Source organism: Amycolatopsis sp. NBC_00355 (genome assembly GCF_036104975.1).
GTDB lineage: Bacteria > Actinomycetota > Actinomycetes > Mycobacteriales > Pseudonocardiaceae > Amycolatopsis.
On the sequence record NZ_CP107982.1, the window covers coordinates 7,671,073 to 7,693,358 of the forward strand.

Sequence of the window (22,286 nt, forward strand, 5' to 3'; positions counted from 1 at the left end):
GCCGGGGCAGCAAGCGTGGTGGTCATTTCAGGCATCCCGGCTCAGTCGACTGTCACGTAGTCGGGGCCGCTGTAGTGGCCGTCCACCTGGGTGCGGCGCTGCAGCAGCAGGTCGTTGAGCAGGCTGGACGCGCCGAAGCGGAACAGGTCCGGGGTCAGCCACTGCTCGCCGGCGACCTCGTGCACCGCGACCAGGTACTTGATGGCGTCCTTCGTGGTCCGGATGCCGCCCGCGGGCTTGACGCCACGCAGTTCGCCCGTCGTCACGTGCCAGTCGTGGACCGCCTGCAGCATGATGTGCGTGACCGGCAGCGTCGCGGCGGGGGAGACCTTGCCGGTGGACGTCTTGATGAAGTCACCGCCGGCCAGCAGCGCCAGCCACGACGCGCGCCGCACGTTGTCGTAGGTCGCCAGCTCGCCGGTCTCGAGGATGACCTTCAGGTGGGCGTCGCCGCACGCGGCCTTGATGGCCTGGATCTCCTCGAAGACGTCCATGTAGCGGCCTTCGAGGAAGGCACCGCGGTCGATCACCATGTCGACCTCGTGCGCGCCCGCGTCGACGGCGATCTTCGTGTCGGCCAGCTTGATCTCGCGGCTGGTGCGGCCCGCGGGGAAGCCGGTCGCGACGCTCGCGACGTGCACGCCGCTGCCCTTCAGCGCCTCGACGGCCGTCTCGACCATGTCCGGGTACACGCAGACGGCGGCGACGCGCGGGGTGTCCTGGCGCTCGGGGTCGGGGCGGACCGCCTTCGCGGCGAGCGCCCGGACCTTGCCTCGGGTGTCGGCGCCCTCCAGCGTGGTCAGGTCGACCATGGAGATGGCGGTGTCGATGGCCCACCGCTTGGCGTCCTTCTTGATGCTGCGCGTGCCGAGGCCCGCCGCGCGCTGCTCGACGCCGACCTGGTCGACACCGGGCAGCCCGAGCAGGAAGCGGCGCAGGCTCGCTTCGTCGCGAGTCGCGTCCGCCGGCGGTGCCGGGGTGGCCGGCGCCGCTGACGTGCTGGTCGTGGCTGTCATGGGCCTGAGTCTAGGCGGCGGGCCCGGCAACGCGAGCCCCCGTTGGGTGTGACGCTGGGTGCATGACGCGTCACATCGTCGAGGTCAGGCGCCTTCGATCTGTGGTGGTTCCCTGCGCTGCGCCGGTTTCCGGTAGACGACCACGCCGCCCCAGAACCCGAGGCCGTTGATCTTCACCGTGGGGGCCGTCGGCGGGGCCGGGGGTGCGCCCGACTTGTCCTCCAGCAGGAACCCGCCCATGAAGCCGATGCCCGTCACGTCGACGTTGATGTCGTCGGGCACGGTGATCGTGATGCCGCCCATGATCGCGACGGCCGTGATCGTGCAGTGCTTCTCCGCGAAGCGGGCCTGGCGCAGGTCAATCTCCGCGCCGCCCCAGAAGGCGAAGCTGTTGTGCTGCGGAGGCAGGACCCAGCTGCCCTTGCGGATGGCGCCGGACATGACGCCGATCGACACCGGGGAGCCCGGGTGGCCGCCGATCCGCTGGTCCGGGAAGCCCAGCGCGCGTGTGGTCGCCTGCTCCATCGCGGCGCCGGTCGACGGGAGGTCCGCCGTCACCGGTTTCAGTTCCCCCAGCGTCTTCGCCGCGTAGACCGTGGTGAGCCGCTCTTCGAGTTCGTTCACCGTGATTCGCCCTTCCGAGAGGGCGTTGTGCAGCACCTGGGCGACGCGCTCACGGTCGGCGTCGGAGGCCCGCATCTGGTCGGGCGTCAGTTCGCTCACCCGGGGGAGCCTAGCGGCGAACGCGACGCTGCGTGTCCATCTTCCGGCGGACACGGGCACGATAGGGCGATGGGAGCACCGACGGTCGAATTCCCGGACGGCACCAAGGTCCGCGGACGCGGTCTCGCCCGCCCCGCGCCGGGCGGGCCGGACCCGGATTTCGGGCTGTACCTGGGGACGCGCCGGTTGCGGCGCAAGCACGGCGGCGGCGTCACCTGGCCGCAGGAGTGGGTCACCTGGCCGGACTTCCTGCTGCCACTGCATCCGAAGGCCGCGCAGGCGTCGATCGTCGCGCTGCACGAGCGGGCGAAGGCGGGCGAAAACGTCGAAGTCGCGTGTTACGGCGGTGCGGGCCGGACCGGGACGGTCATGGCGTGCCTCGCGACGCTCTCCGGCGTCCCGGCCGAAGACGCCGTGGCGTGGGTGCGCGCGAACTACAACGAACGCGCCGTCGAAACCCCCTGGCAGCGCGGCTGGGTGAAACGGTTCGCCGACCGGCTAAGTTGACCCGCATGGATGTGCACGTCGTCGATCACCCCCTCGCGAAGGCCCGGCTCTCCACGATGCGCGACGCGCGCACGGACAGCGCCGCGTTCCGGGCCGCGCTGCACGAGCTGACCGTCATGCTGGTCTACGAAGCCACGCGTGACGTGCCGGTGCAGACCACGCCGATCCACACACCGGTCGCGCGCACCGAGGGCTACACGCTCGCCCGGCCGCCGCTGCTCGTCCCGGTGCTGCGCGCCGGGCTGGGCATGGCCGACCAGGCGCACAAGCTGATCCCGGACGCGCAGATGGGCTTCGTCGGCCTCGCGCGCGACGAGGAGACGCTGAAGCCGACGCCGTACCTCGAGTCGCTGCCAGAGTCGCTCGCGAACCGGCCGGTACTGGTGCTCGACCCGATGCTCGCCACCGGCGGCTCGATGGAGTACACGATCCGGCTGCTGACCGACCGCGGCGCCGACGACGTCACGGCGATCTGCGCGCTGGCCGCCCCCGAGGGCCTCGCCCACCTGGAGCGGACCGGCCTGCCGGTCCGCGTGGTCACGGCCAGCATCGACGAGCGGCTCAACGACTCGGGCTTCATCGTCCCGGGCCTCGGCGACGCCGGCGACCGCCAGTACGGCGCCGTCTAGCTTTGCCGGTCCTGAGGTGGCGGTGGATCGCGGTGGCCGCCGCCGCCGTCGTGGTCGTCACCGGCGCGTTGCTCTGGCTGTTCCTGGCCTGGTCCGGGCGGCCCGACGCGCCGGTGCGGATCGACGCGGTGAAGACGGCGTTCGGCGTCGGCGCGGGGGCCGGCGGGGTGTTCGCGCTCTGGCTGGCCACGCGCCGCCAGCGCACGATGGAGCTGCAGCTGGCCGAGACGACCCGCGTCGCGGGCGTGACCGAACGGGACCTCGAAGAACGGCGCGTCACCGAGCTGTACACGAAAGCCGTGGAGCAGCTCGGCAGCGACAAGGCGCCGGTCCGGCTCGGCGGGCTGTACGCCCTGGAGCGGCTCGGGCAGGACAACCCCAAGCAGCGCCAGACGATCCTCAACGTGCTGTGCGCCTACCTGCGGATGCCCTTCGCCGGCCCGCCCGACGGTCTGCGCGGCCGGTCCGCCGCGGAACTCAGCAGGACGCCCGAGTACGACGACGCCGAGCTGCAGGTCCGGCTGGCCGCCCAGGAACTGCTCAAGACGCACCTGAGCCACGGCGGACCGGATTACTGGCCGGGGCTGGCGATCGACCTGCAGCGGGCCGTTCTCGTCGACTTCCGGCTGAGCGGCTGCACCGTCGGCGCGGCGGACTTCAGCCGCGCGAAGTTCCTCGGCGCGGTCCACATCCGCGGCACGAACTTCACGCGCCAGGCCGGGTTCTACGGCACGGAGTTCACCTCGACCGCGAACTTCGACCGGTCGGTCTTCGCGGAAGGCGCGTTCTTCTCCTGGGCGCACTTCGCCCGTGAGGTCCGCTTCACCCGGACGCGCTCGGGTGGCCGGTTCCAGTTCTCCCACACGGCTTTCGACGCCGAAGTCCTCTTCGACGGCGGCGAGCACGCGGACATCGACCTCGGCGACGCGCGGTTCGGCGCAACACCCGCGGCGGTGCCGGCCACAGACGAGGTGTGAGCAGCCATCCGGGGGTACCGGTGGACCAGGTCGGCGACCGGGAACTGTGGGACCGGGCGGCGGGCGGTGACGAAGGTGCGTTCAGCGAGCTCTTCGAGCGGCACGCCGAGGCCGTCTGGAACCACGCCTACCGGCTGACCGGCTCGTGGTCCGGCGCCGAAGACCTGACGTCCACGACGTTCCTGACCGCCTGGCGCCGCCGCGCCGACGTCACCCTGGTGCGCGACAGCGCGTTGCCGTGGCTCTACACCGTCGCGGGCAACGCCGCCCGCGACGAATACCGCGGCGCGAAACGGCGGTTGCGATTGCTCCGGCGGATCCCGGACCCGCCGGTGGTGTCCGACCACGCCGACGCCGTCGCCGAGCAGCTCGACGGCGAACAGCGGCTGCGCCACGTCGTCGAGGCCGTCCGGACGCTGCCGAAGGCGCAGCGTGAGGTCGTCGAACTGTGCCTGCTCGGGGACCTGAGCATCGGGGACGCGGCCGCGTTGCTGACCGTCGCCGAGGGCACCGTCCGCTCCCACCTGTCCCGGGCCCGCGCTCGGTTGCGTGCCCTGCTGGAGGAGAAATGAGCATCGAAGGCCTCCCGGCGCGGCGTGCGCTGCCGGACGACGTCCGCGACCGGCTGCGCATCGAAGTCCGCGAAGGCATCGCGAAGCCACGTCGGAAGCCCCGCGTCTGGTACGCCGCGGCGGCCGCGGTGCTCGTTCTGGCCGCCGGTGCCGTGGTCGTGACGCGGCAGGTGCGGCCGCCCGCCGACACCGCGCCGGCGGTCACCGGCGGTGGCTTGACGCTCGACGCGCAGCTGGCGACCGCGTCGCTGGACCGCTGCTGGGCCGCGGTCGAAGCGGCGGGCAAGACCGATCGTGTGCCGCCGCGCGCCGACTGGGTCCCGCTGTTCACCGCGGAACAGGAGGGCGACGCGGTGGTCGCGGCGACCGCCGCTGGCAAGCCGCTGTTCTGCGAGACGACCGGGACGACCGTGACGCTGTCGGACCCGGGAGCCACGCCCGCGTACGGGCCCGGCACGCGGACCGGGCTGCTGCTGCGCAGCGCGACCGGGCTGGCGGCCGGCGTCGTCGATCCGGCCTTGCCGCGGGCGGACTTCATCGTGAAGACGGGCGGTGGTTCGGTGAGTTCGTGGCGGCTCCGTTTTTCCCCGGTCAGCCGTCAGTTCGTGGCGTTCACCGGGGCGCTGCCGGCGAAGTCGGAAGTGGCCGTCGGGGACCGGCGGGCGAATGCGCTGCCGGACGCGCCGGCGCCCCTGCTCGCGGTGACCGACCGCCCGGAACCGGCCGACCGCACCTCCGCCGCGGGCCGGGCCCTGGGCGAGTGCCTCACCGACGCCGACGTGGTGATCCCGGATGCCGCGGCCTACCGGCCGGGACCGTTGCTGACGGAGGGTGACTACCAGGTCGTCATGGGGCGCCGGGGTGACCGGGTGATCGTCTGCACCCGGGAGCCGGACTACGGGCGGCCGGGGACCCGGGCCCACGCCTACCCCGACCTGGCCGGCAACCGGCAGGCTCCGGCCCGCACCCTGCGCGTCGACACGCTCGGCAGCCCCGAAGCGGGGGCGGCGCCGGGCCGAGCCCGCGTACCGCTCGCCGTGGTGTTGCCCGCTTCGGCGACCTCGGCCGGCTTCGGGTTCGGCAACGGCGATGGCGCCGACACACCGGTCACCGACGGGATGGCCGTCGTCTGGGTGCCGAAGAACATCGCCGTGACGCCGGACGCGAAGGTGCGCGTCCGGGCGTTCGACGCGCACGACGGGGTCGTCTACGACGGGATGCTGCCGCTGGTGTGAGCCAGCCAGCCGGAGGCGTTCGCGCGCAGGGCGGTCTCGTACGTGCTCGTGACGTCGAACTCGTCCGGCAGGTTGCCGGTCAGCTCCAGCGAGACGAGCCCGTGCACGAACGCCCAGCAGGCGACCGCGACCGTCTCCGGCGGGACGTCGACGAAGACGCCGTCCTCGATGGCCTGGCGGATGATGCGTTCCAACGGCTTGAGCGTCTCGCGGGCGAGCTCTTCGGCGTCCTCGTTGGGCTCGAACCCGGGGACGGACCTGGTGAACATGATCCCGTAGAGGTTCGGGTCGGCCAGCGCGCTCGCGCGGTAGGCGCTGCCGAGCGTCACGAGGTCCTCGACCGCGTCGCCGGACAGGGGCGTCCCGGCCATCCGGGCGCCGAAACGGCGGAAGCCCTCCGTGTAGAGCGCGTTCACCAGATCGGGTTTGCTGCCGAACAGGGAGTACACGGCGGTGGTCGACGTCCCGGCGTCGGCGGCCAGCTTGCGCAGGGAAAGCGCCTTCGGCCCGTCGGCGGCGATCAGCTCACCGGCGCGGTCGAGGAGCTTCAGCCGGAGCGCTTCGTCGTGCGTGCGTGGTCGAGCCATCTACGCAGCGTATCGGAACGCTGTTATGAATGACCAGAGCTCGGAGTTGACCTGGAGTGCACTCCAGGTCGTAGTGTCGAGGTCATGAGCTACTCGATAGCGGAAGCCGCTCGACGTAGCGGGCTGTCCATCGACACCCTCCGGTACTACGAGCGCATCAAACTGCTCGACCCGCCCGCCCGCGACACCGCGGGCCGCCGGGCGTACTCCGACGACGACCTCAGCTGGCTGGGGTTCCTGACCAAGCTCCGCACCACCGGGATGCCGATCAAGAGCATGCGCGAGTACGCGTCGCTGCGCCGCCACGGCGTCGCCAGCGCGGGCCGCCGCAAGGCGCTCCTGGTGGAGCAGCGCCGGTCGGTCGCCGAGCGGATCGCCGAGCTGCAGGGCTGCCTCGACGTCCTCGACTACAAGATCGACAACTACGCGCAGATCGAGCGCAAGGCGTTCGGCGTCGAACCCGACATGGAGGGAATTTCCGCGTGAAGACGAGGAAGCTCGGCGAACTGGAAGTCGGTGCCCAGGGGCTGGGCTGCATGGGGATGAGCCAGGCCTACGGCGTCCGCGACGACGAAGCGGAGTCGATCGCGACCGTCCACCGGGCGCTCGACCTCGGCGTCACCCTGCTGGACACGGCGAACGTCTACGGCCAAGGCGCCAACGAGGAGCTGGTCGGCCGCGCGATCGCCGGCCGCCGGGACGAGGTCGTGCTCGCTACGAAGTTCGGCATCGTCTGGGGCGAAGGCGGCGCGGTGGGCGCCCGCGGCGACGCCGAGTACGTGAAGCAGAACTGCGACGACTCGCTGCGCCGCCTCGGGGTCGACCACATCGACCTCTACTACCAGCACCGCGTCGACCCGGACACCCCGATCGAGGAGACCTGGGGCGCGCTGGCGTCCCTGGTGGAGGCGGGCAAGATCCGCTACGCGGGCATCTCCGAGGCGAGTGCCGCGACGATCCGCGCCGCGCACGCCGTGCACCCGGTGACCGCGCTGCAGAGCGAGTGGTCCCTGTGGACGCGCGGAATCGAGGGCGAAATCCTCGGCACGTGCCGCGAGCTGGGGATCGGGATCGTGCCGTTCTCGCCGCTGGGCCGCGGTTTCCTGACCGGCGCGGTGACGTCGGTGAAGGACCTGCCGGAGGACGACATGCGCCGCGGCCTGCCGCGGTTCGCCGAGGGCAACTTCGAGCGCAACATGGCGATCGTGGACGCGCTGCGCAAGCTCGCCGAGGAGAAGGGCGTCACGGCCGGGCAGCTGGCGCTGGCGTGGGTGCAGTCCCACGGCGAGGACGTCGTGCCGATCCCGGGGACGAAGCGGCGCAAGTACCTGGAGGAGAACGTCGCGGCGGCTTCCCTGGAGCTGACGGCGTCGGACCTCCAGGCCATCGCCGACGCGGCCCCCGCCGACGCGGTCGCGGGAGAGCGCTACCCGGAGCGGATGGCGAAGGCCGCCGGCAAGTAGCGCACGTCCCGGCCCGTCGTGAGTGTTTAGGGCGGTTCTAACCGCCCTAAACACTCACGAGGCCGGGCACGCTGGGAGTTGCCTCTGAAGGTTTTCTGAGATCTCCGGGGAAGGCTCGGTCCCGATCATGCGGTCGGTGCCGAGCCTGGAGGTCTTCGTGTCCGAGGAAGTTCTCGACTATCTGGTCGTCGGCGCGGGGCCGGCCGGGCTGCAGCTGGGGCAGTTCCTCGGCCACGCCGGGCGCCGGTACCTGGTGCTGGAGGCCGGGTCCGCGCCCGGCACGTTCTTCGGCACCTACCCGCGGCACCGGACGCTCATCTCGATCAACAAGAAGTACACCGGCTGGACCGACCCGGAGCTGAACCTCCGGATGGACTGGAACTCGATCCTCGCCGACGGCGACGACGATCCGGTGCTCTTCACCGACTACAGCGAAAAGCTCTTCCCGGTCGCCGAGGATCTGCTCCGCTACCTCGCCGACTACACGTCGAAGCACCAGATCAACGTCCGCTACGACACGCGCGTGACGCGTATCGGCCGTGACGGCGAAACTTTCGTCGTCACCGCCGGGGACACCGAGTTCCGCGCGCGACGGCTGGTCATGGCCACCGGCGTCAGCAAGTCCTACACCCCGGACATCCCCGGCATCGAGCTCGCTGACCAGTACTCCGACGTCTCGGTCGACCCGCAGGAGTTCAAGAACCAGCGGGTCCTGGTGCTGGGCAAGGGGAACTCCGCGTTCGAGACGGCGGACAACCTGATCGAGACGGCCGCGATCGTGCACGTCGGCGGCCCGCGGCCGGTGAAACTGGCCTGGCGCACGCACTTCGTCGGCCACCTGCGCGCGTACAACGCGGGCATCCTCGACATGTACCAGCTCAAGCTGCAGCACGCGATCCTCGACGGCGACGTCCGCGAGATCCGCAAAGACGCCGACGGCTACCACGTCAAGTACGCCTTCGCCCGCGTCGACGAGATCGTCAAGGAAATCCGCTACGACCGCGTGATCATCTGCACCGGTTTCCGCTTCGACGCGTCCGTCTTCGACGAGGACACCCGCCCGCAGCTCACCATCAACGACCGGTTCCCGGCCCAGACGTCGAGCTGGGAGTCGATCAACGTGCCCGGCCTCTACTTCGCCGGCACGATCACGCAGGTCCGCGACTTCAAGAAGGCCACCAGCGCGTTCATCCACGGCTTCCGCTACGGCGTCCGCGCGCTGGCCAAGGTCCTCGGCGAGCGTTACCACGAGACGCCGTGGCCGAGCACCGAGCTGCCCGCGAAACCGGACGCGCTGACCGAGGCCGTGATCACCCGGATCAACCGGACTTCCGCGCTGTACCAGCAGTTCGGCTTCCTCGGTGACGTCCTCACGATCGACGGCGACACCGCGCGCTACCTCGAAGAGGTGCCGGTGGCGCGGGTGCTGGACGACCCGCCGGAGAACGCTTTTGTCGTCACCCTCGACTACGGCCCGGACCACGACAAGATCGACCCGTTCGACTTCGTCGCCCGCGCCAGCCAGGACCAGGCCAACGACCACGGGGAGGGCCACTACCTGCACCCGATCGTCCGGCACTACCGCCGCGGCGAGCTGGTCGTCACCCACCACGTCACCGAGAACCTCGAGAACGAGTGGGACCGGGAAGTCCACATCGGACCGCTGACCGCGTTCTTCACCAAGGAACTGTGATGCGCACGATCGCGGAGTTCGAGGCGGTGGCGCGGCAACGGCTCGAACCGGCGCACTACGACTACTACGCGGGCGGCGCGCAGGACGAGATCACCCTCGCCGAGAACGAAACCGCGTTCCGGAAGCTGAAGCTGCTGCCCCGGGTCCTGCGCGGCAGCGACAAACGGGACCTGAGCATCGAACTGCTCGGCTCCCAGGCGTCCATGCCGATCCTGATCGCGCCGACGGCGTTCCACCGGCTCGCGCACGGCGACGGCGAACTCGCCACGGCCCGGGCCGCGGCGCTCGCGGGCACGATCATGATCGTCAGCATGGCTTCCACCACGGCCATCGAGGACGTCGCCGCGGCGGCGCGCGAGGTCGCGCCCGATCCGGCGCTGTGGTTCCAGCTCTACCTGCAGCCGGACCTGGAGTTCACCGAGGCGATCGTGCGCCGCGCCGAGGCCGCGGGCGTCAAAGCCTTCGTCGTCACGGTGGACTCGCCGGTGCTCGGCCGCCGCGAGCGTGACGACCGCAACGACTTCCACGACCTGCCGCCGGGGCTGGTCGTGGAAAACCTCCGCAACATCGGCGAAAACCGCAGCGGTGGCAACGCCAGCCACGTCCGCGAGATCGTCATGTCCGCCGGGCTGAACTGGGAGCACATCGCCTGGCTGCGCTCGAAGACGAAGCTACCGGTGCTGATCAAGGGCGTGCTGCACCCCGAGGACGCGCGCCTCGCGGTGCACCACGGCGTCGCCGGGATCGTCGTGTCCAACCACGGCGGCCGTCAGCTCGACACCGTCCCGGCCACGATCGACGTCCTCCCGGAGATCGCGGCGGCCGTCGGCGGCGCGATGCCGGTGCTGCTCGACGGCGGCATTCGCCGCGGCACCGACGTCGTCAAGGCCCTCGCCCTGGGTGCGGACGCGGTCGGCGTCGGCCGTCCCGTGGTGTGGGGACTCGCGGCGGGCGGGCGCGAGGGCGTCTCGAAGGTGCTCGAACTGCTGCGGGAGGACTTCGACCAGGCCCTGGCGATGTGCGGCGGCCGGCACCCGGCCGACCTGACTCCGGACCAGGTGCGGCGATGATCGGGAAAGCGCTTGCCGCCGCCGCGTTGGCGACGGCGCCCGCGTGGCTGCCCGGCCGGGTCGTCGCGCTGCGGGTGAAGATCTTCTCGCTGGTCAACGGCGAGGACACGGTGACGATCCCGGGCGAGCAGGTCGGCGCCGAGGACTTCCGGCGCGTCTACGCCGACCCGGCGGCGAACGGCCGCAGCCGGGGTGCCGCGCTGTCGGACCTGTTCTGGTACTGGCTCGCGCCGGGGCCGGAGGTGCACCAGGAGCACCTCGAACCGGGGCCGCGCTACGACGAGGTCGCCAAGTGCACCCGGCACATCCTGGTCAAGTCCAAAAAGGACTCCGAAGAGCTGACGCAGCGGGTCGCGACGCACGTGCTGGACCAGCTGGACGGCGGCCTGATCCGGCTGCGCGACGAGATGATGCCGATCTGGGCCGAGCTGTACTACGAGCTGGTCTTCGAAGAACCCTGCCCGCCGGAGGCGCGCGACCTGATCGTGGCGAACGCCGACGACGTCGTCTCGGCCCTGAAGTGCGTGCGGCCGCGGAACATGCGCCGCCGGGCCCGGCTGACGAAGTACCTGCGGCGGCGCCTCGACGACGTCCCGCACCCGCTGCCGGAGTCGCTGACGCCGCAGGAGCAGGTCTACTACCTGCAGGGCACGTTCTTCAACACGGCCGTCGTGCAGATGTCCGAGGCGATGGCGCACCTGCTGATGATCGTCGCGCAGCACCCGGACGTGCAGCGGCGCCTCGCCGAAAACCCAGATGACGACGCCTACTTCGACCGTGTCATCGACGAAGGCCTGCGGACGTACCCGCTCTTCGGCATCGCGCACCGGATCTCGACGGCCGACATCGAGCTGGCGAACCTGACGATCCCGGCCGGTACCGTGCTCTGCTTCAGCTACCCGGACTTCCACCACGCCGGCTTCGAGCACCCGGAGGAGTTCGACCCGGAACGCTGGTGCTCGCACGCCGTCCAGGCCAAGAAGGACGTCAACTTCGTCCCGTTCGGCATCGCCCAGAACCGCGCCTGCCCGGCACGCGGGCTGGCGCCGCTGACCATGCGCGTCGTGGCGCGGGAGGTGCTGCGCCGGTTCAGCCTCGCCTCGACCGCCGGGCACACACGCTCGATCCCCAACCGCGGCCCCGCCCTGCTCACCCCGGTCGGCGCCCGCCGCAAGCGCGCGCCGCTGGTGTGGCTCGCGGTGCGCGATCGCTGGGAAGACGTCTGGCGCAGCCTCGCCCAGCTCGTGTTCGGCACGTACATGGTCATCGACGCCCGTCGCCAAGCCCTCTGCTCGACCTACTTCGCCGGAGGAAAGTCATGACCCCCACCGAAGCGGCGCCGGCGTTCTTCCTCGCCGTCGCGGTCATCCTCGTGGTCTGCCGGGTCGTCTGCATGGTCGCGGTGCGGCTGGGTCAGCCGCCGGTGGTCGGCGAGATGATCGCCGGCGTGCTGCTCGGCCCGTCACTGCTCGGGCTGGTCCTGCCGGCCGTGCAGACGGGGCTGTTCCCGGACGGCGTCCGCCCGCTGCTCTACGTCGGCGGCCAGATCGGCCTGGTCATCTACATGTTCGGCGCGGGGTACGAGTTCAGCCTGCGCAGCATCCGCGGCTCGGTGAAGTCGGTCGGCGCGATCTCGGCGGCCGGCACGGTCGTCCCGCTGGCGCTCGGCGTCGGGGTCGCGGTGTTCGGGTCGAGCTGGGCCGGCATCGGCAAGGACGGCGTTTCGCTGGTGACGTCGGCGGCCTTCGTCGGCGTCGCGCTGGCCATCACGGCGTTCCCGATGCTCGCGCGGATCATCACCGAACGCGGCCTCGGCGGGACGCGGTTCGGCTCGCTCGCGCTGGCCTGCGGTGCCCTCGACGACGTCCTGGCCTGGGTCCTGCTGGCCGTCGTGCTCGGCATGCACGCCGACTCGGCCGGGCCGGTGGCCCTCGCCGTCGGCGGCGGGCTGCTGTTCGCGCTGCTGCTAGTGCTCGTCGGACGCCGGGTGCTCGCGAAAGCGATGGGCAGCGAACGGATCTCCGCCGACCAGAAGATGCTGATCACGGCGTTGACGTTGTTCGCGGCCGCGTGGTTCACCGACATCATCGGCCTGTACGCGGTGTTCGGCGCGTTCTGCGTCGGGATCGTGTTCCCGCGGGTGCCCGCCGCGGACGCCGTGCTCGCGAAGATCATGCCGATCGGGCGGATCGTGTTCCTCCCGCTGTTCTTCACCTATTCCGGCCTGAACACCCGGTTCGCCCTGCTCGCCGACCCGAAGCTGCTGCTGTTCGCGGTGCTCTGCGTCGTGGTCGCGATCATCGGCAAGTTCGGCGCGTGCTGGGGCGCGGCCCGGCTGGTGGGGGAGTCGCAGCCGGTCGCGCTGCGGGTCGGCGCGCTGATCAACGCCCGCGGGCTGATGCAGCTGATCGCGCTCAACGTCGGGCTCGCGGCGGGGATCGTTTCGCCCGCTCTGTTCACCGTGCTGGTCCTCGTCGCCTTGGTGACCACCGTCATGACCGCGCCGGTGCTCAGCTGGCTCGACCGCCGTGATGCCCGCAGAGGGACCACCGAAGTGGTCCTGATGGCGGAACCAGTACCGCTAACCGGGAAAAGTTGAGGGTTCAATACCAGAAAATAACTGCCAGTATGGGGTTGTGCACGATGCGGCGGAAAAACCGAGAGTGCTTCTCGTCGAGGACGACCGGGAACTGGCGGGCCTGCTCGCCGAGTTGCTCGCGGACGAAGGTTACGAGACCGATGCGGCCTACGACGGCCAGCGGGGGCTGCACCTCGGCCTCACCGGGCGGTACGACGTGATGATCATCGACCGCCGGCTGCCGGTGCTCGACGGCCTGGAGCTGCTCGCCCGGCTCCGGGCCCGGGCGGTGACGACGCGCGTCCTGATGCTGTCGGCGCTGAGCACGCTCGCCGACCGCGTCGGCGGGCTCGACGCCGGCGCCGACGACTACCTCGTCAAGCCGTTCGAGACCGAGGAGCTGCTGGCCCGGCTGCGCGCGCTGGGCCGCCGTGACCTCGACGGCGCCGAGTGCATCCCGCTCGGCACCGCCGCGCTCGACCTGCAGCGCCACGAGGTCGTGCTGCCGCGCGGCGAGCGGATCACGTTGTCCGGGCGCGAGTTCGAGCTGCTCCGGGCGCTGGCGCAGCGGCCGAAGGCGATCCACCCGCGGGCGGCGCTGCGCACCCGCGTGTTCGCCGACTCGACCGGCGAGTCCATTGTGGACACCTACGTCTACTACCTGCGGCGCAAGCTCGGCCGGGACGTCGTGCGCACCGTGCACGGGCTCGGATACCAGATCGGCGCGGTGTGAGATCCCGCGGCGACCCCGGCGACCCCGAAGCCCGCGCTCTGCGCCGGGCGCGGTGGGTGATCACCACGCAGATCGCGGTGGTGGTGTCGCTGCTGGTGGCCGTCGCGGGCGGGATCGCCTACGGGATGCTGCTGTCCGGTCAGCACGCCGACGCCGACCGGACGCTGGCCCGCACGATCGAGCTCGGCCCGGCCGCGACCCCGCCCGGCTGCGTCTGGCTGTTCACCCCGGCGTTGCACACGCCGGCCGGGCCGTCCCCGGCCGGGGTGCCGGTCGCCGGGCTGGCCGCGCTGGCGCCGGCCTCGGGCGACGTCCACACGGAACGCCGGTCGCTCGGCGGCATGACGTACACGATCCGGGTGGAGAACCACGGCGGCGTCGTCTCGCAGGCGTACTTCGAGGAGCGGTACCAGATCCAGGACCGCTCGTCGCTGCTGTTCGGGCTCGGGGTCGCCGAGCTGCTGGCGCTGCTGGCGGCCCTCGTCTGCGGCCGGGTCCTGGCGTGCCGCGCGATCCGCCCGCTGGCCGACGCGCTGCGCCGCCAGCGCACCTTCGTCTCGGACGCCTCGCACGAGCTGCGCGCTCCGCTGACCCGGCTGCACACGCGGGCGCAGCTGCTGGCCCGGCGGTCGTCGGAGCGGGACCGCGAGGGTCTGGAGCAGCTCGTGCGGGGGACGCGCGAGCTCGGTGAAGTCGTCGAAGACCTGCTGCTGTCCGCGCAGGCGTGCGGGGGCCGGCCGGAGCTGGTGCCGGTGGAGCTGGCCGTGCTGGCCGAGGAAGCGGTCGCGGCGGAGGCGGTGCGCGCGGGGGCGGGCCAGGTCCGGATCGCGGTGACGCGCGAGCGCGGACCGTACGTCGTCCAGGGCGTCCCGACGGCGTTGCGGCGCGTGCTTTCGGCGTTGCTGGACAACGCCCTGGGCCACACCCCGCCGGGCGGTTCGATCGAGGTGTGGCTCGGGCTTTCGGACGACCGTTATGTGGAACTGCGGGTCCGCGACACGGGCGTCGGCTTCCCGCAGGCGGATTCGGACCGCATCTTCGAGCGTTTCGCGCGGGGGACCGAGGGCGACGGCCGCCGCTTCGGCCTGGGCCTGGCGCTGGTCCGCGAGGTGGTGACGGGCCACGGCGGCACGATCGCCGCCGTCGCCCGCCCCGGCGCGGGGGCGACGTTCACCCTGCGCCTGCTGCGCGCCGATCTCGCCTGACGTCAGGTGCCGATGGTCAACCGGATGCTTCGGGCCAGTGCGGGGTCGAGGTCGGCGCAGATCGCCTCGATGTCCGCGCGCACCTCCGCGGACGGTTTCGTGTAGACGTTCGTCAGGTGGTCGCGGCAGGCCCGCAGGTCCTGATGGGCGTCTTCGCCCAGGTCCGGGTCGTGCAGCAGGCGGAGGTCGGTGTGCAGCCGCAGCCAGCTGTCCCGGTCGCGCAGCAGGGCCGCGGCCGCCCGTCGCGTGTGGACCGGGTGCTCCGGGCTCAGCAGGGCCCGGAGCCCGGGCACGTCGACCAGCGCCGGTTTGCCGCGCAGGAACTCGACCACCTGCCGGGTCACCGCGGGGGAGGGGTCGGTCAGCAACGGCCGCACCGCCGTCGACTCCGGCGCCACCCGGCGCAGGCCGCGGACGGCCAGGGCCCGGAACCGCGGCAGCTCGTCGGCGAGGTGCCGCTCCAGCGGTTCGGCGTCGGCCGCGGTGCCGGTCTCGCCGAGTCCCGCGAGCACCCCGGGCGTCACCGGCAGGGTGCGGTAGTGCGCGGCCGGGTCGCCGCCCGCCTTCAGCACCAACGCCTGGGCCATGGAGCGTACGGCCGACGCCCGGTCGGCGAGGTGCGCCACCGCGGTGTCTTCGCCGAGAAGGGTCAGGGCGCGCATCCGGATCTTCGGCGTCCCGGCGGCGAGCAGCTCCTCGACGGCCTCACCGCGGTCGAGCAACGCGGAACCGCACAACGTCCGGATCCGGACGTCCCGGTCCCCGGCGGCGATGTCGAGCAGCCGTCCGGCCGGGAGCAGCCCGATCGCCTCGTGGTGGGCGAAGCGGCGGCTTTCGTTGTCCTGCAGCGCCAGCGCGTCGTCGAGCAGCCGAGGGGTCAGCGCCTGGCGGAACAGTGCGGTCATCCAGTCGTCGACCTGCCGCCGTCGCAGCACGCCGATCAGCGGCAGCATCGCGCGGAACGCCGCTTCGTCCAGTTTGGACAGTGTCAGCGGCCGTGCGAGATCCCGGATCGGCCGCACCCAGTCGACGCAGCGGATCAGCAACAGGGGCAGGACTTCGGGATCGGTGCGGACCGCGAGCCGCTCGACGGCGGCCTCGCGCAGCCGCCCGTTCCCGTGGCACGCGGCCGCGGCCAGTTCGGCCCGCGAAGGACGGCGGCTCAGCTGTGCGTCGCGTCCGGTCCACCAGGACCGCCGGTACGCCAGGTCGAAGTCCGCCCAGCGGGCGGCGTCATCCGCGGCGAGCGCGTCGAGATCCTCGACGGTCAGCTCGGTTTCCAGCATCCGGCATTCCCCCTCGGCGCCCAGGATGCCCGGGCGCCGAGGGGGAGTCGAACCGATTTCAGGCCAGCAGCGCGGTGACCGCCGCGGGCGCGTCGGCGATCGCGACCGGGTTCTGCTCGCGCGTGGCGAGGCTGCGGACCGTCACGTTCCCGGCCGCCCAGTCCTCCTGGCCGACGATGACGACCGCGACCGCGCCCGCCTTGTCCGCGCGGGTGAGTTCCTTGCCCAGCTTGCGGTGCTCGATCGGCGTCGACGTCCGCAGCCCGGCCTGGCGCAGCGACTGCGCCACCGAGCGGGCGGCGTCCAAGAGGTCCTCGGTGACCGGGATGACCATGACGTCGACCTCGCTGCGCGGCGCCGGGGTGAGGCCGTGCGTCTCGAGGAAGTCGATCAGCGTGACGTCACCCATGCCGAAGCCGATGCCCGGGATCTGCTGCGCGGTGAACATCGACGCGAGGTCGCTGTAGCGGCCGCCGCCGAACAGGGCGCGGCGGTTCTCCGGCGAGGTGTCGAAGACCTCGAACACGGTCGACGTGTAGTACGCCAGCCCGCGCACGATGATCGGCTCGTACTTGACCAGCGAACCCGCGCTGCTGTTCAGGACCTTCACCAGGTTCGACTGCTCGCGCACCGCCGCCGGCAGCTCCTCCAGGAGCGCCTCACCCTTGTCGAGCGTCTCGGCCAGCTTGTCGAACTGCTTGTCCGACAGGCCGATCTCGCCGGCGCCTTCGGCCAGCTTCTCGCGGGGGTACTTCTCCCAGCGGTCGACCAGCGCGAACACCTGGGAGAGGTGGTCCTCGGAGACGCCGGCGACGTCGGTCAGCGCCGACGTCAGCAGGTTCCGGTCGTTGACGCGCAGCACGAACATGTCCGGCGTCGCGCCCAGCGCGGCCATCATGTCGTGCACCAGCTCGAAGATCTCGATCTCGCAGTTGGCGCTGTCCGAGCCGAAGATGTCCGCGTTGATCTGCCAGTGCTCCCGCACGCGGCCGCGCTGCGGCGCCTCGTACCGGTGGCAGTTCGGGTGGCTGTACCACCGCACGGGGAAGGAAAGGGACTTCGCGCTCCCGGCGATCATCCGCGCGACCGACGGCGTCATCTCCGGCCGCAGCGCGAGACGACGGCCGCCCTTGTCGGTGAGCGTGTACAGCTGCTTGTCGGCGAGCTCCTGGCCGGACTTGCGTTCGTAGATCTCGGCGGATTCGAGGATCGGGCCGTCGTAGCGGAGGAAGCCGCGGCGCTCGAGGACGTCGTAGAGATGACCGAACACCTGCGTGCGCACGGACATCTCGGCGGGCAGGAAGTCCCGGGTCCCCTTGTAGGGCGCGGTCGGCAGGTATTCAGGCACGTGACCAGCTTAACGACCGGTTTTGTCAGGCGAAGGCGACCCCGTACGCGGTGAGCAAGGTCGCCGCGCCGAGGAGCAGCGCGCCGACGGACGTCACGCGCCCACCGAGCTTGCCCCGGTTCGGGATCAGGTGCAGGAAGAACCCGCCGGACTGGGCGAGGATCCCGAACAGCAGCAGGAAACTCCCGATCCAGAGGGTGGTGTCGGAGAAGGTGGTGCGGCTCAGGATCTGCAACGCGACCAGGGCGAGGATCAGCAGAACACCGGCATGCGCATGGCCGGCGCGGAACATCGCCCGCTGGTGCTCGGTGAGCTTCCGGTCGCGCATGACGCCCATCAACGCGTAGCCGCCGTACATCACGGTCGGCAGCGAGATCAGCGCGATCACCGTGAAGAGCTGGACGGGTCCGTGCATCGGAGGACTCCTTCGAGGTGGGGTGGAGTCACTGTAACACTGTTTTAAAACGGTGTCACGAAACTTGGCGTGCCCTGATCGGGACCGCCGATGGGGGTGACTTTGCCGGGCGGAGGAGCTGGCTGGGGGTGATGACGCGGGGGCTTGGGGTGGATCCAGCCGGGTGGGTGACGCGGCGGGGGCGCGAGCGGCCCGTTGGTGCTGCGGGTGGCGCGAGTGGCCCTTTCGTGCGGCCGGAGGGTGCGAGTGGCCCTTTCGTGCCGCAAGTGGGGTGAGTGGCCCTTTCGCGCTGAACCCGGTGCGACTGGCCCTTTCGCACGCTCGGAGGACCGGCACGAGCGGCCCGTTCGTGCCGCAATGGGCGCGACTGGCCCTTTCGTGCGCCTGGGGACCGGCGCGAGAGGACCGTTGGTGCCGCAAAGGGCGCGAGCGGTCCGTTGGTGCTGCAGGGGCGCGACTGGCCCTTTCGTGCGCCTGGGGACCGGCGCGAGAGGAGCGTTCGTGCCGCGAAGGGCGCGAGTGGTCCGTTGGTGCTGCGGGTGGCGCGACTGGCCCTTTCGTGCGCCTGGGGGACCGGCGCGAGAGGAGCGTTCGTGCCGCGAAAGGCGCGAGTGGACCGTTCGCGCCCGCCACATCAGCACGAAAGGGCCGTTCGCGCCGCGAGAGCGCCGACACGAGTGGCCCGTTCGTGCCGCGAAAGGCGCGAGTGGCCCTTTCGCGCGGGCTGTCAGCCGCGAGCGGCAGTTTCAGCCGGCGAAGGGCGCGAGCGGCCCGTCGGCGCCGCAAAGGGCACGAGTGGCCCTTTCGCGCGCTCCGCGACCCAGCGCGAGTGGCCCGTTCGTCCCGAAAAGAGCGCGACCGGCCCGCGACCTACCTACACCGCGGCCCGCCCCCGGGCCAGCACCAGCAACGGGTTCCGCAGCGCCGCGAGCGAAGCCAGCGGATCACCCTCGACCACCAGCACGTCAGCCGCCAGCCCGGCTTCAAGCCGTCCGGTCACCGCCGAAAGGCCGAGTCCCGCCGCGCTGTCCTCCGTCGCGATCTCCAAGATCCGCCGACGGCCGAACCCGAGCCACTCGTACAACTCCAGCGCGCCGACCGGATCGTCGAACACCGAGCCCGGCAACCCCGCATCGGTACCCGCCAGCAGCCGGACCCCGTGTTCCTCCAGCCACGGCAACCGGCCGTACATCGCCTGCGCGGCCTCGTCGCCCAGCTTCTCGACGATCGTCCGCCAGTTGCGGCTGCTCGTCGAACACGCCGAAATCCCCCGAGCGGCCATCCGCTCGGCCACCGGATCCCGCCGGTCGAACGAACGGGGGCCGGTCAGGAAGCTGCAGTGCTCGATCGTCGACACGTCGGCGTCGACCGCGGCCTCGATCGCGTCGGCGCCGTGGGCGTGCGCCGCGACCGGCAGGCCGTGCGAAGCCGCGTGCGTGACGATCAGCGCGAGCTGCCGGGCGTCGAACTGCGACTCCCACATGTCCGCGCCGCCCTCGGTGATCTGGCCGCCGCTGGCCATCACCTTGATCACGTCCGCGCCCGCCGCCGCGTTCTCGTCGATCAGGGACCGGATCGACGCGTCGGACGTCGTCGCGCCGCCGAAGAAGTGGCAGTGCCCGTCCGGCACCGTGATCGGCGGGCCGGACACCAGCAGCCTCGGCGCCGCCTCGCCGTCCAGTGAACTGCGGACGGCCGCGCCGAGGTGGCCGCGGTCGCCGAGGTCCCGCACCGTCGTCACGCCGCTGCGCAGCATCGACGCGAGCCGCGAGCGGGCGTCCGCCACAACGGAGCCCGCCAGGAAGTGGGCCAGCATCTCGCGGGACGCGTCGAACGCCAGGTGCACGTGGACGTTGAACAACCCCGCCAGCGCCGTGCCGGTCGGGAAGTCGTGCCGCGCGGCGCCGGGCGCGGCCTGCGCCTGCACCTCCGCGCGCGGGCCCGCCGCCACGATGACGCCGTCGCGCACCAGGACCGCGCCGTCGGGAACCGGCGCCGACGGCCTCGGCAGCACCCGGCCGGCGGTGATCAGGGTGTCCACGTCACGCCCCCATCGCCGCCGAGAGCGCGAGCAGCGGCCGGACGTCGGACTCGATGTCGTCCGCCACCGCGGGCAGCACCTGCTTCGCGCGGCCGTCGCTCTCCTCACCGGCCGCGTGCCGCCGCAGCGCCGTCTTCAACGCGGTCGCGGCGGCGCCGGGGTCGGACGCGACGACCTCGCCGAAGTCCGCGTCCAGGTACGGCGAAAGCTGCACCAGGCCGTCGCGGATCTCGATCACCCGGCGGTAGTAGACGCGGTGCACCCCGCGCGGCGACAGCCGGGCGGCCGGCCCGCGCGGCGGCGTCCGCAGCACGATGCTGGGGAACGCGCCGACCAGGACCGTCCACAGTGGATCGAGGGCTTGGTGCTCGATCCGGTGACGTCGTCGCCGCCGCATCGAGGACAGCCGCGCCCGGACGCCGGGGTAGGTCACGCCGGCCAGGAACAGCGTCCCGCCGAGGATCACGAACGGCACGCCGAGCAGCAGCAGGATCCGCACCACCGGCCCGAACGCCCACGCCACCACGATGTACAGCGCGCGGAAGATGCTGCCGACCGCCGCGCTCGCGAGGCCGACCGCGCTCAGCCGCAGGCCGATCCGCAGGTTGCGGTCGGCGACGCGCAGATAGCGCACGATCCACGCGGTGCAGGCGATCAGGCCGTAGATCAGGTACAGCCCGGCACCCAGGTAGAACAGCGCGACGCCGCTGTCGTGGATCGTCGCCGGCCCGAGCGGGGCGCCGCGCAGCTCCGGCGGCGTCAGGTCCATCGCGACGATCATCAGCGTGATCGCCGCGGCCAGCGGCACCAGCTCGACGACCACCCGCCCGTAGCGGCGGACCGGCCCCAGCGCCGAGCCGAGGAAGAACAGGACCAGCGCGCAGACGGCGCACGCGAGCAGCGCGTTGTTCGCCACCCGTGCGCCGCCGAGGCCGAAGACGTCGTCGAAGTCGTCCGAAATCACTGGTTGCTGCAGGAGGAACGCGGCCGCGAACCCGGCGATGCACGCGGTGACGGACCAGTTCGGCAGGGTCGGCGCCCGGACCAGCTGGTAGATCCGCCAGGCCAGAGCCGCGGCGAACAGCGCCATCGCGAGAACGTTCACGGGGCTGAAAAGTGTGCTCACAACCACCCTTGGTGATCGCCGAGCGCCCCCTGGATCCGGCGAAGATCCCGGTCCGCAGCGCGCCGCGGGATCGTGTAGTTCAGGACCGACGCCCACTCGAGGATGATGGTCGCGACGGTCTCGGCTTCCCACTCGTGGGCGTCATCGTAGGACGTCCGGCGCAGGGCGCGGTGTACTGCATCCGGGTCAAGATCCGGCGCCGGGCCGCGCAGGAAGTCCGCCGGCTCGGCGTCACCCTGCGGGTGGTGGTCGGCGAGCATGTGGCCGAGCTCGTGCAGGATGATGTGATCTTGGTGGGATTTCGTCGTTTCGGCCTGGTAGAAGATGTAGTCGGCCGCGGACGTCGCGATCCAGCAGCCGAACGGGCCGGGGACCTCCAGCGGGTAGGGCATCAGCCGGATCGGCTTGCCCCGCTGCTCACCCAGCCGCGCGCACAGCTGCTCGACGTCGAGGGGCGGCCCGATGTCCAGCTGCTTCAGCAGCTTCCGGCACCGGCGGCGCAGCTCGCGTTCCTTCATCGCGGCGCGTCCTCCGGGTTCCGGCCGTCACGTTCGGCCCGTTCGTAGCGTTCGACCAGCTCCAGCAGGTCCATCACCTGACGGCGGCCCTGCGGCGAGAGCTCCTGCGCGCGCATCGCCATCAGCTGGACCTCGCCGGCCGGGGCCGGGCCGGTGGCCTCCGCGTCGAAGAAGTAGGTGACGGGCACGCCGAACAGCCTGGCCAGCGCCTCGACGTAGTGGATCTTCGGGTTCACGCGCTTGCCGGTCGCGAGCTGCTGCAGGTAGGCGGGCGACATCGCCGGCCCGCCGGCCCGCTCGACCGCCGCGGAGATCTCGCGGTAGCTGTGCGGTGCCCGGCCGTCGAGGCGGGCCGCCTCGATCAGGGCGGTCAGGCGTTCCGCGAAGGTGCGCTCTTGTGCCATCCCAGCCCCCTAGGTTTCCACCGTGAAAATTCTAGCCGGGAAACCACTGTACGCACATGTTGACAGCTATCGTATGCAGTGGTTTACAGTTGGCTTCGCCTCTCGCCTTGCTCTTCCGTACCCTGGGGGTGTACAGAACCACAAGGCGAGAGGCGATCAT

The 22,286-nt window shown here is 71.5% G+C and carries 23 protein-coding genes; 13 read left to right on the forward strand and 10 right to left on the reverse strand.

Going from position 1 to position 22,286, the window contains the following annotated elements; all coding sequences use genetic code 11:
* Nucleotides 1-41 precede the first annotated feature (41 nt).
* Nucleotides 42-1,016 carry a deoxyribose-phosphate aldolase gene (gene deoC, locus OHS18_RS35295; RefSeq protein WP_328613697.1) on the reverse strand — a complete coding sequence of 325 codons (975 nt, stop codon included), beginning with the start codon at nt 1,014-1,016 and terminating at the stop codon, nt 42-44.
* An 84-nt stretch (nt 1,017-1,100) separates the two neighbouring features.
* Nucleotides 1,101-1,715, reverse strand: coding sequence for a DUF1707 SHOCT-like domain-containing protein (locus OHS18_RS35300; protein ID WP_328618633.1), 615 nt, complete (start codon nt 1,713-1,715; stop codon nt 1,101-1,103).
* Between the two features lie 93 nt (nt 1,716-1,808).
* Between OHS18_RS35300 and OHS18_RS35305 the strand changes: the two genes are divergently transcribed.
* The 5 genes from OHS18_RS35305 to OHS18_RS35325 are packed head-to-tail and all read left to right on the forward strand — an operon-like array spanning nt 1,809 to nt 5,659.
* Nucleotides 1,809-2,246, forward strand: a complete 438-nt coding sequence (locus OHS18_RS35305) for a protein-tyrosine phosphatase family protein (RefSeq protein ID WP_328613698.1) — start codon at nt 1,809-1,811, stop codon at nt 2,244-2,246.
* A 5-nt stretch (nt 2,247-2,251) separates the two neighbouring features.
* A complete protein-coding gene (upp, locus tag OHS18_RS35310; RefSeq protein ID WP_328445203.1) occupies nt 2,252-2,875 on the forward strand; it encodes a uracil phosphoribosyltransferase in 624 nt (207 codons plus the stop codon).
* 32 nt (nt 2,876-2,907) lie between these two features.
* Nucleotides 2,908-3,852 carry a pentapeptide repeat-containing protein gene (locus tag OHS18_RS35315; RefSeq protein ID WP_328613699.1) on the forward strand — a complete coding sequence of 315 codons (945 nt, stop codon included), beginning with the start codon at nt 2,908-2,910 and terminating at the stop codon, nt 3,850-3,852.
* On the forward strand, nt 3,849-4,424 hold the full coding sequence (locus tag OHS18_RS35320; RefSeq protein ID WP_328613700.1) for an RNA polymerase sigma factor: 576 nt from the start codon (nt 3,849-3,851) through the stop codon (nt 4,422-4,424). Before OHS18_RS35315 ends, OHS18_RS35320 begins: the two co-directional genes overlap by 4 nt.
* Nucleotides 4,421-5,659, forward strand: coding sequence for a hypothetical protein (locus OHS18_RS35325; RefSeq protein ID WP_328613701.1), 1,239 nt, complete (start codon nt 4,421-4,423; stop codon nt 5,657-5,659). The genes OHS18_RS35320 and OHS18_RS35325 overlap by 4 nt, the downstream gene beginning before the upstream one ends.
* Here OHS18_RS35325 and OHS18_RS35330 read toward each other — a convergent pair.
* The gene (locus OHS18_RS35330) at nt 5,632-6,246 is read right to left on the reverse strand and encodes a TetR/AcrR family transcriptional regulator (RefSeq protein ID WP_328445196.1); all 615 of its coding nucleotides are present in this window, start codon (nt 6,244-6,246) and stop codon (nt 5,632-5,634) included. The genes OHS18_RS35325 and OHS18_RS35330 overlap by 28 nt on opposite strands.
* An 84-nt stretch (nt 6,247-6,330) precedes the next feature.
* Here OHS18_RS35330 and OHS18_RS35335 point away from each other — a divergent pair, with 84 nt between their 5' ends.
* From OHS18_RS35335 to OHS18_RS35370, 8 genes are all read left to right on the forward strand, one after another.
* Nucleotides 6,331-6,732, forward strand: coding sequence for a MerR family transcriptional regulator (locus tag OHS18_RS35335; RefSeq protein WP_247060795.1), 402 nt, complete (start codon nt 6,331-6,333; stop codon nt 6,730-6,732).
* A gap of 50 nt (nt 6,733-6,782) precedes the next feature.
* The gene (locus tag OHS18_RS35340) at nt 6,783-7,709 is read left to right on the forward strand and encodes an aldo/keto reductase (RefSeq protein WP_328618634.1); all 927 of its coding nucleotides are present in this window, start codon (nt 6,783-6,785) and stop codon (nt 7,707-7,709) included.
* 136 nt (nt 7,710-7,845) lie between these two features.
* On the forward strand, nt 7,846-9,402 hold the full coding sequence (locus tag OHS18_RS35345) for an NAD(P)-binding domain-containing protein (protein ID WP_442875304.1): 1,557 nt from the start codon (nt 7,846-7,848) through the stop codon (nt 9,400-9,402).
* The gene (locus OHS18_RS35350) at nt 9,402-10,472 is read left to right on the forward strand and encodes an alpha-hydroxy acid oxidase (protein WP_328613702.1); all 1,071 of its coding nucleotides are present in this window, start codon (nt 9,402-9,404) and stop codon (nt 10,470-10,472) included. Before OHS18_RS35345 ends, OHS18_RS35350 begins: the two co-directional genes overlap by 1 nt.
* The gene (locus OHS18_RS35355) at nt 10,469-11,794 is read left to right on the forward strand and encodes a cytochrome P450 (protein ID WP_328445187.1); all 1,326 of its coding nucleotides are present in this window, start codon (nt 10,469-10,471) and stop codon (nt 11,792-11,794) included. The genes OHS18_RS35350 and OHS18_RS35355 overlap by 4 nt, the downstream gene beginning before the upstream one ends.
* Nucleotides 11,791-13,071 (forward strand): cation:proton antiporter, encoded by a 1,281-nt coding sequence (locus OHS18_RS35360; RefSeq protein WP_328445185.1) that lies wholly within the window; start codon nt 11,791-11,793, stop codon nt 13,069-13,071. Before OHS18_RS35355 ends, OHS18_RS35360 begins: the two co-directional genes overlap by 4 nt.
* Nucleotides 13,072-13,135: 64 nt before the next feature.
* The gene (locus tag OHS18_RS35365; RefSeq protein WP_326946167.1) at nt 13,136-13,783 is read left to right on the forward strand and encodes a response regulator transcription factor; all 648 of its coding nucleotides are present in this window, start codon (nt 13,136-13,138) and stop codon (nt 13,781-13,783) included.
* Nucleotides 13,780-14,988, forward strand: coding sequence for a sensor histidine kinase (locus OHS18_RS35370; protein ID WP_328613703.1), 1,209 nt, complete (start codon nt 13,780-13,782; stop codon nt 14,986-14,988). Before OHS18_RS35365 ends, OHS18_RS35370 begins: the two co-directional genes overlap by 4 nt.
* 2 nt (nt 14,989-14,990) lie before the next feature.
* Here the strand turns inward: OHS18_RS35370 and OHS18_RS35375 are convergent, their stop codons facing one another.
* The 7 genes from OHS18_RS35375 to OHS18_RS35405 form a co-directional block, all read right to left on the reverse strand.
* Nucleotides 14,991-16,274, reverse strand: a complete 1,284-nt coding sequence (locus OHS18_RS35375; RefSeq protein ID WP_328613704.1) for a hypothetical protein — start codon at nt 16,272-16,274, stop codon at nt 14,991-14,993.
* Nucleotides 16,275-16,332: 58 nt separating this feature from the next.
* Nucleotides 16,333-17,622 (reverse strand): histidine--tRNA ligase, encoded by a 1,290-nt coding sequence (hisS, locus tag OHS18_RS35380; RefSeq protein ID WP_328613705.1) that lies wholly within the window; start codon nt 17,620-17,622, stop codon nt 16,333-16,335.
* Nucleotides 17,623-17,647: 25 nt separating this feature from the next.
* On the reverse strand, nt 17,648-18,037 hold the full coding sequence (locus tag OHS18_RS35385; protein WP_328613706.1) for a hypothetical protein: 390 nt from the start codon (nt 18,035-18,037) through the stop codon (nt 17,648-17,650).
* Between the two features lie 874 nt (nt 18,038-18,911).
* On the reverse strand, nt 18,912-20,078 hold the full coding sequence (locus OHS18_RS35390; RefSeq protein WP_328613707.1) for an amidohydrolase family protein: 1,167 nt from the start codon (nt 20,076-20,078) through the stop codon (nt 18,912-18,914).
* 1 nt (nt 20,079) lies between these two features.
* Nucleotides 20,080-21,204, reverse strand: a complete 1,125-nt coding sequence (locus OHS18_RS35395; RefSeq protein WP_328445175.1) for an MAB_1171c family putative transporter — start codon at nt 21,202-21,204, stop codon at nt 20,080-20,082.
* A complete protein-coding gene (locus tag OHS18_RS35400) occupies nt 21,201-21,722 on the reverse strand; it encodes a hypothetical protein (RefSeq protein ID WP_328445174.1) in 522 nt (173 codons plus the stop codon). The genes OHS18_RS35395 and OHS18_RS35400 overlap by 4 nt, the downstream gene beginning before the upstream one ends.
* On the reverse strand, nt 21,719-22,126 hold the full coding sequence (locus OHS18_RS35405; protein ID WP_328445173.1) for a helix-turn-helix transcriptional regulator: 408 nt from the start codon (nt 22,124-22,126) through the stop codon (nt 21,719-21,721). The genes OHS18_RS35400 and OHS18_RS35405 overlap by 4 nt, the downstream gene beginning before the upstream one ends.
* Nucleotides 22,127-22,286 lie beyond the last annotated feature (160 nt).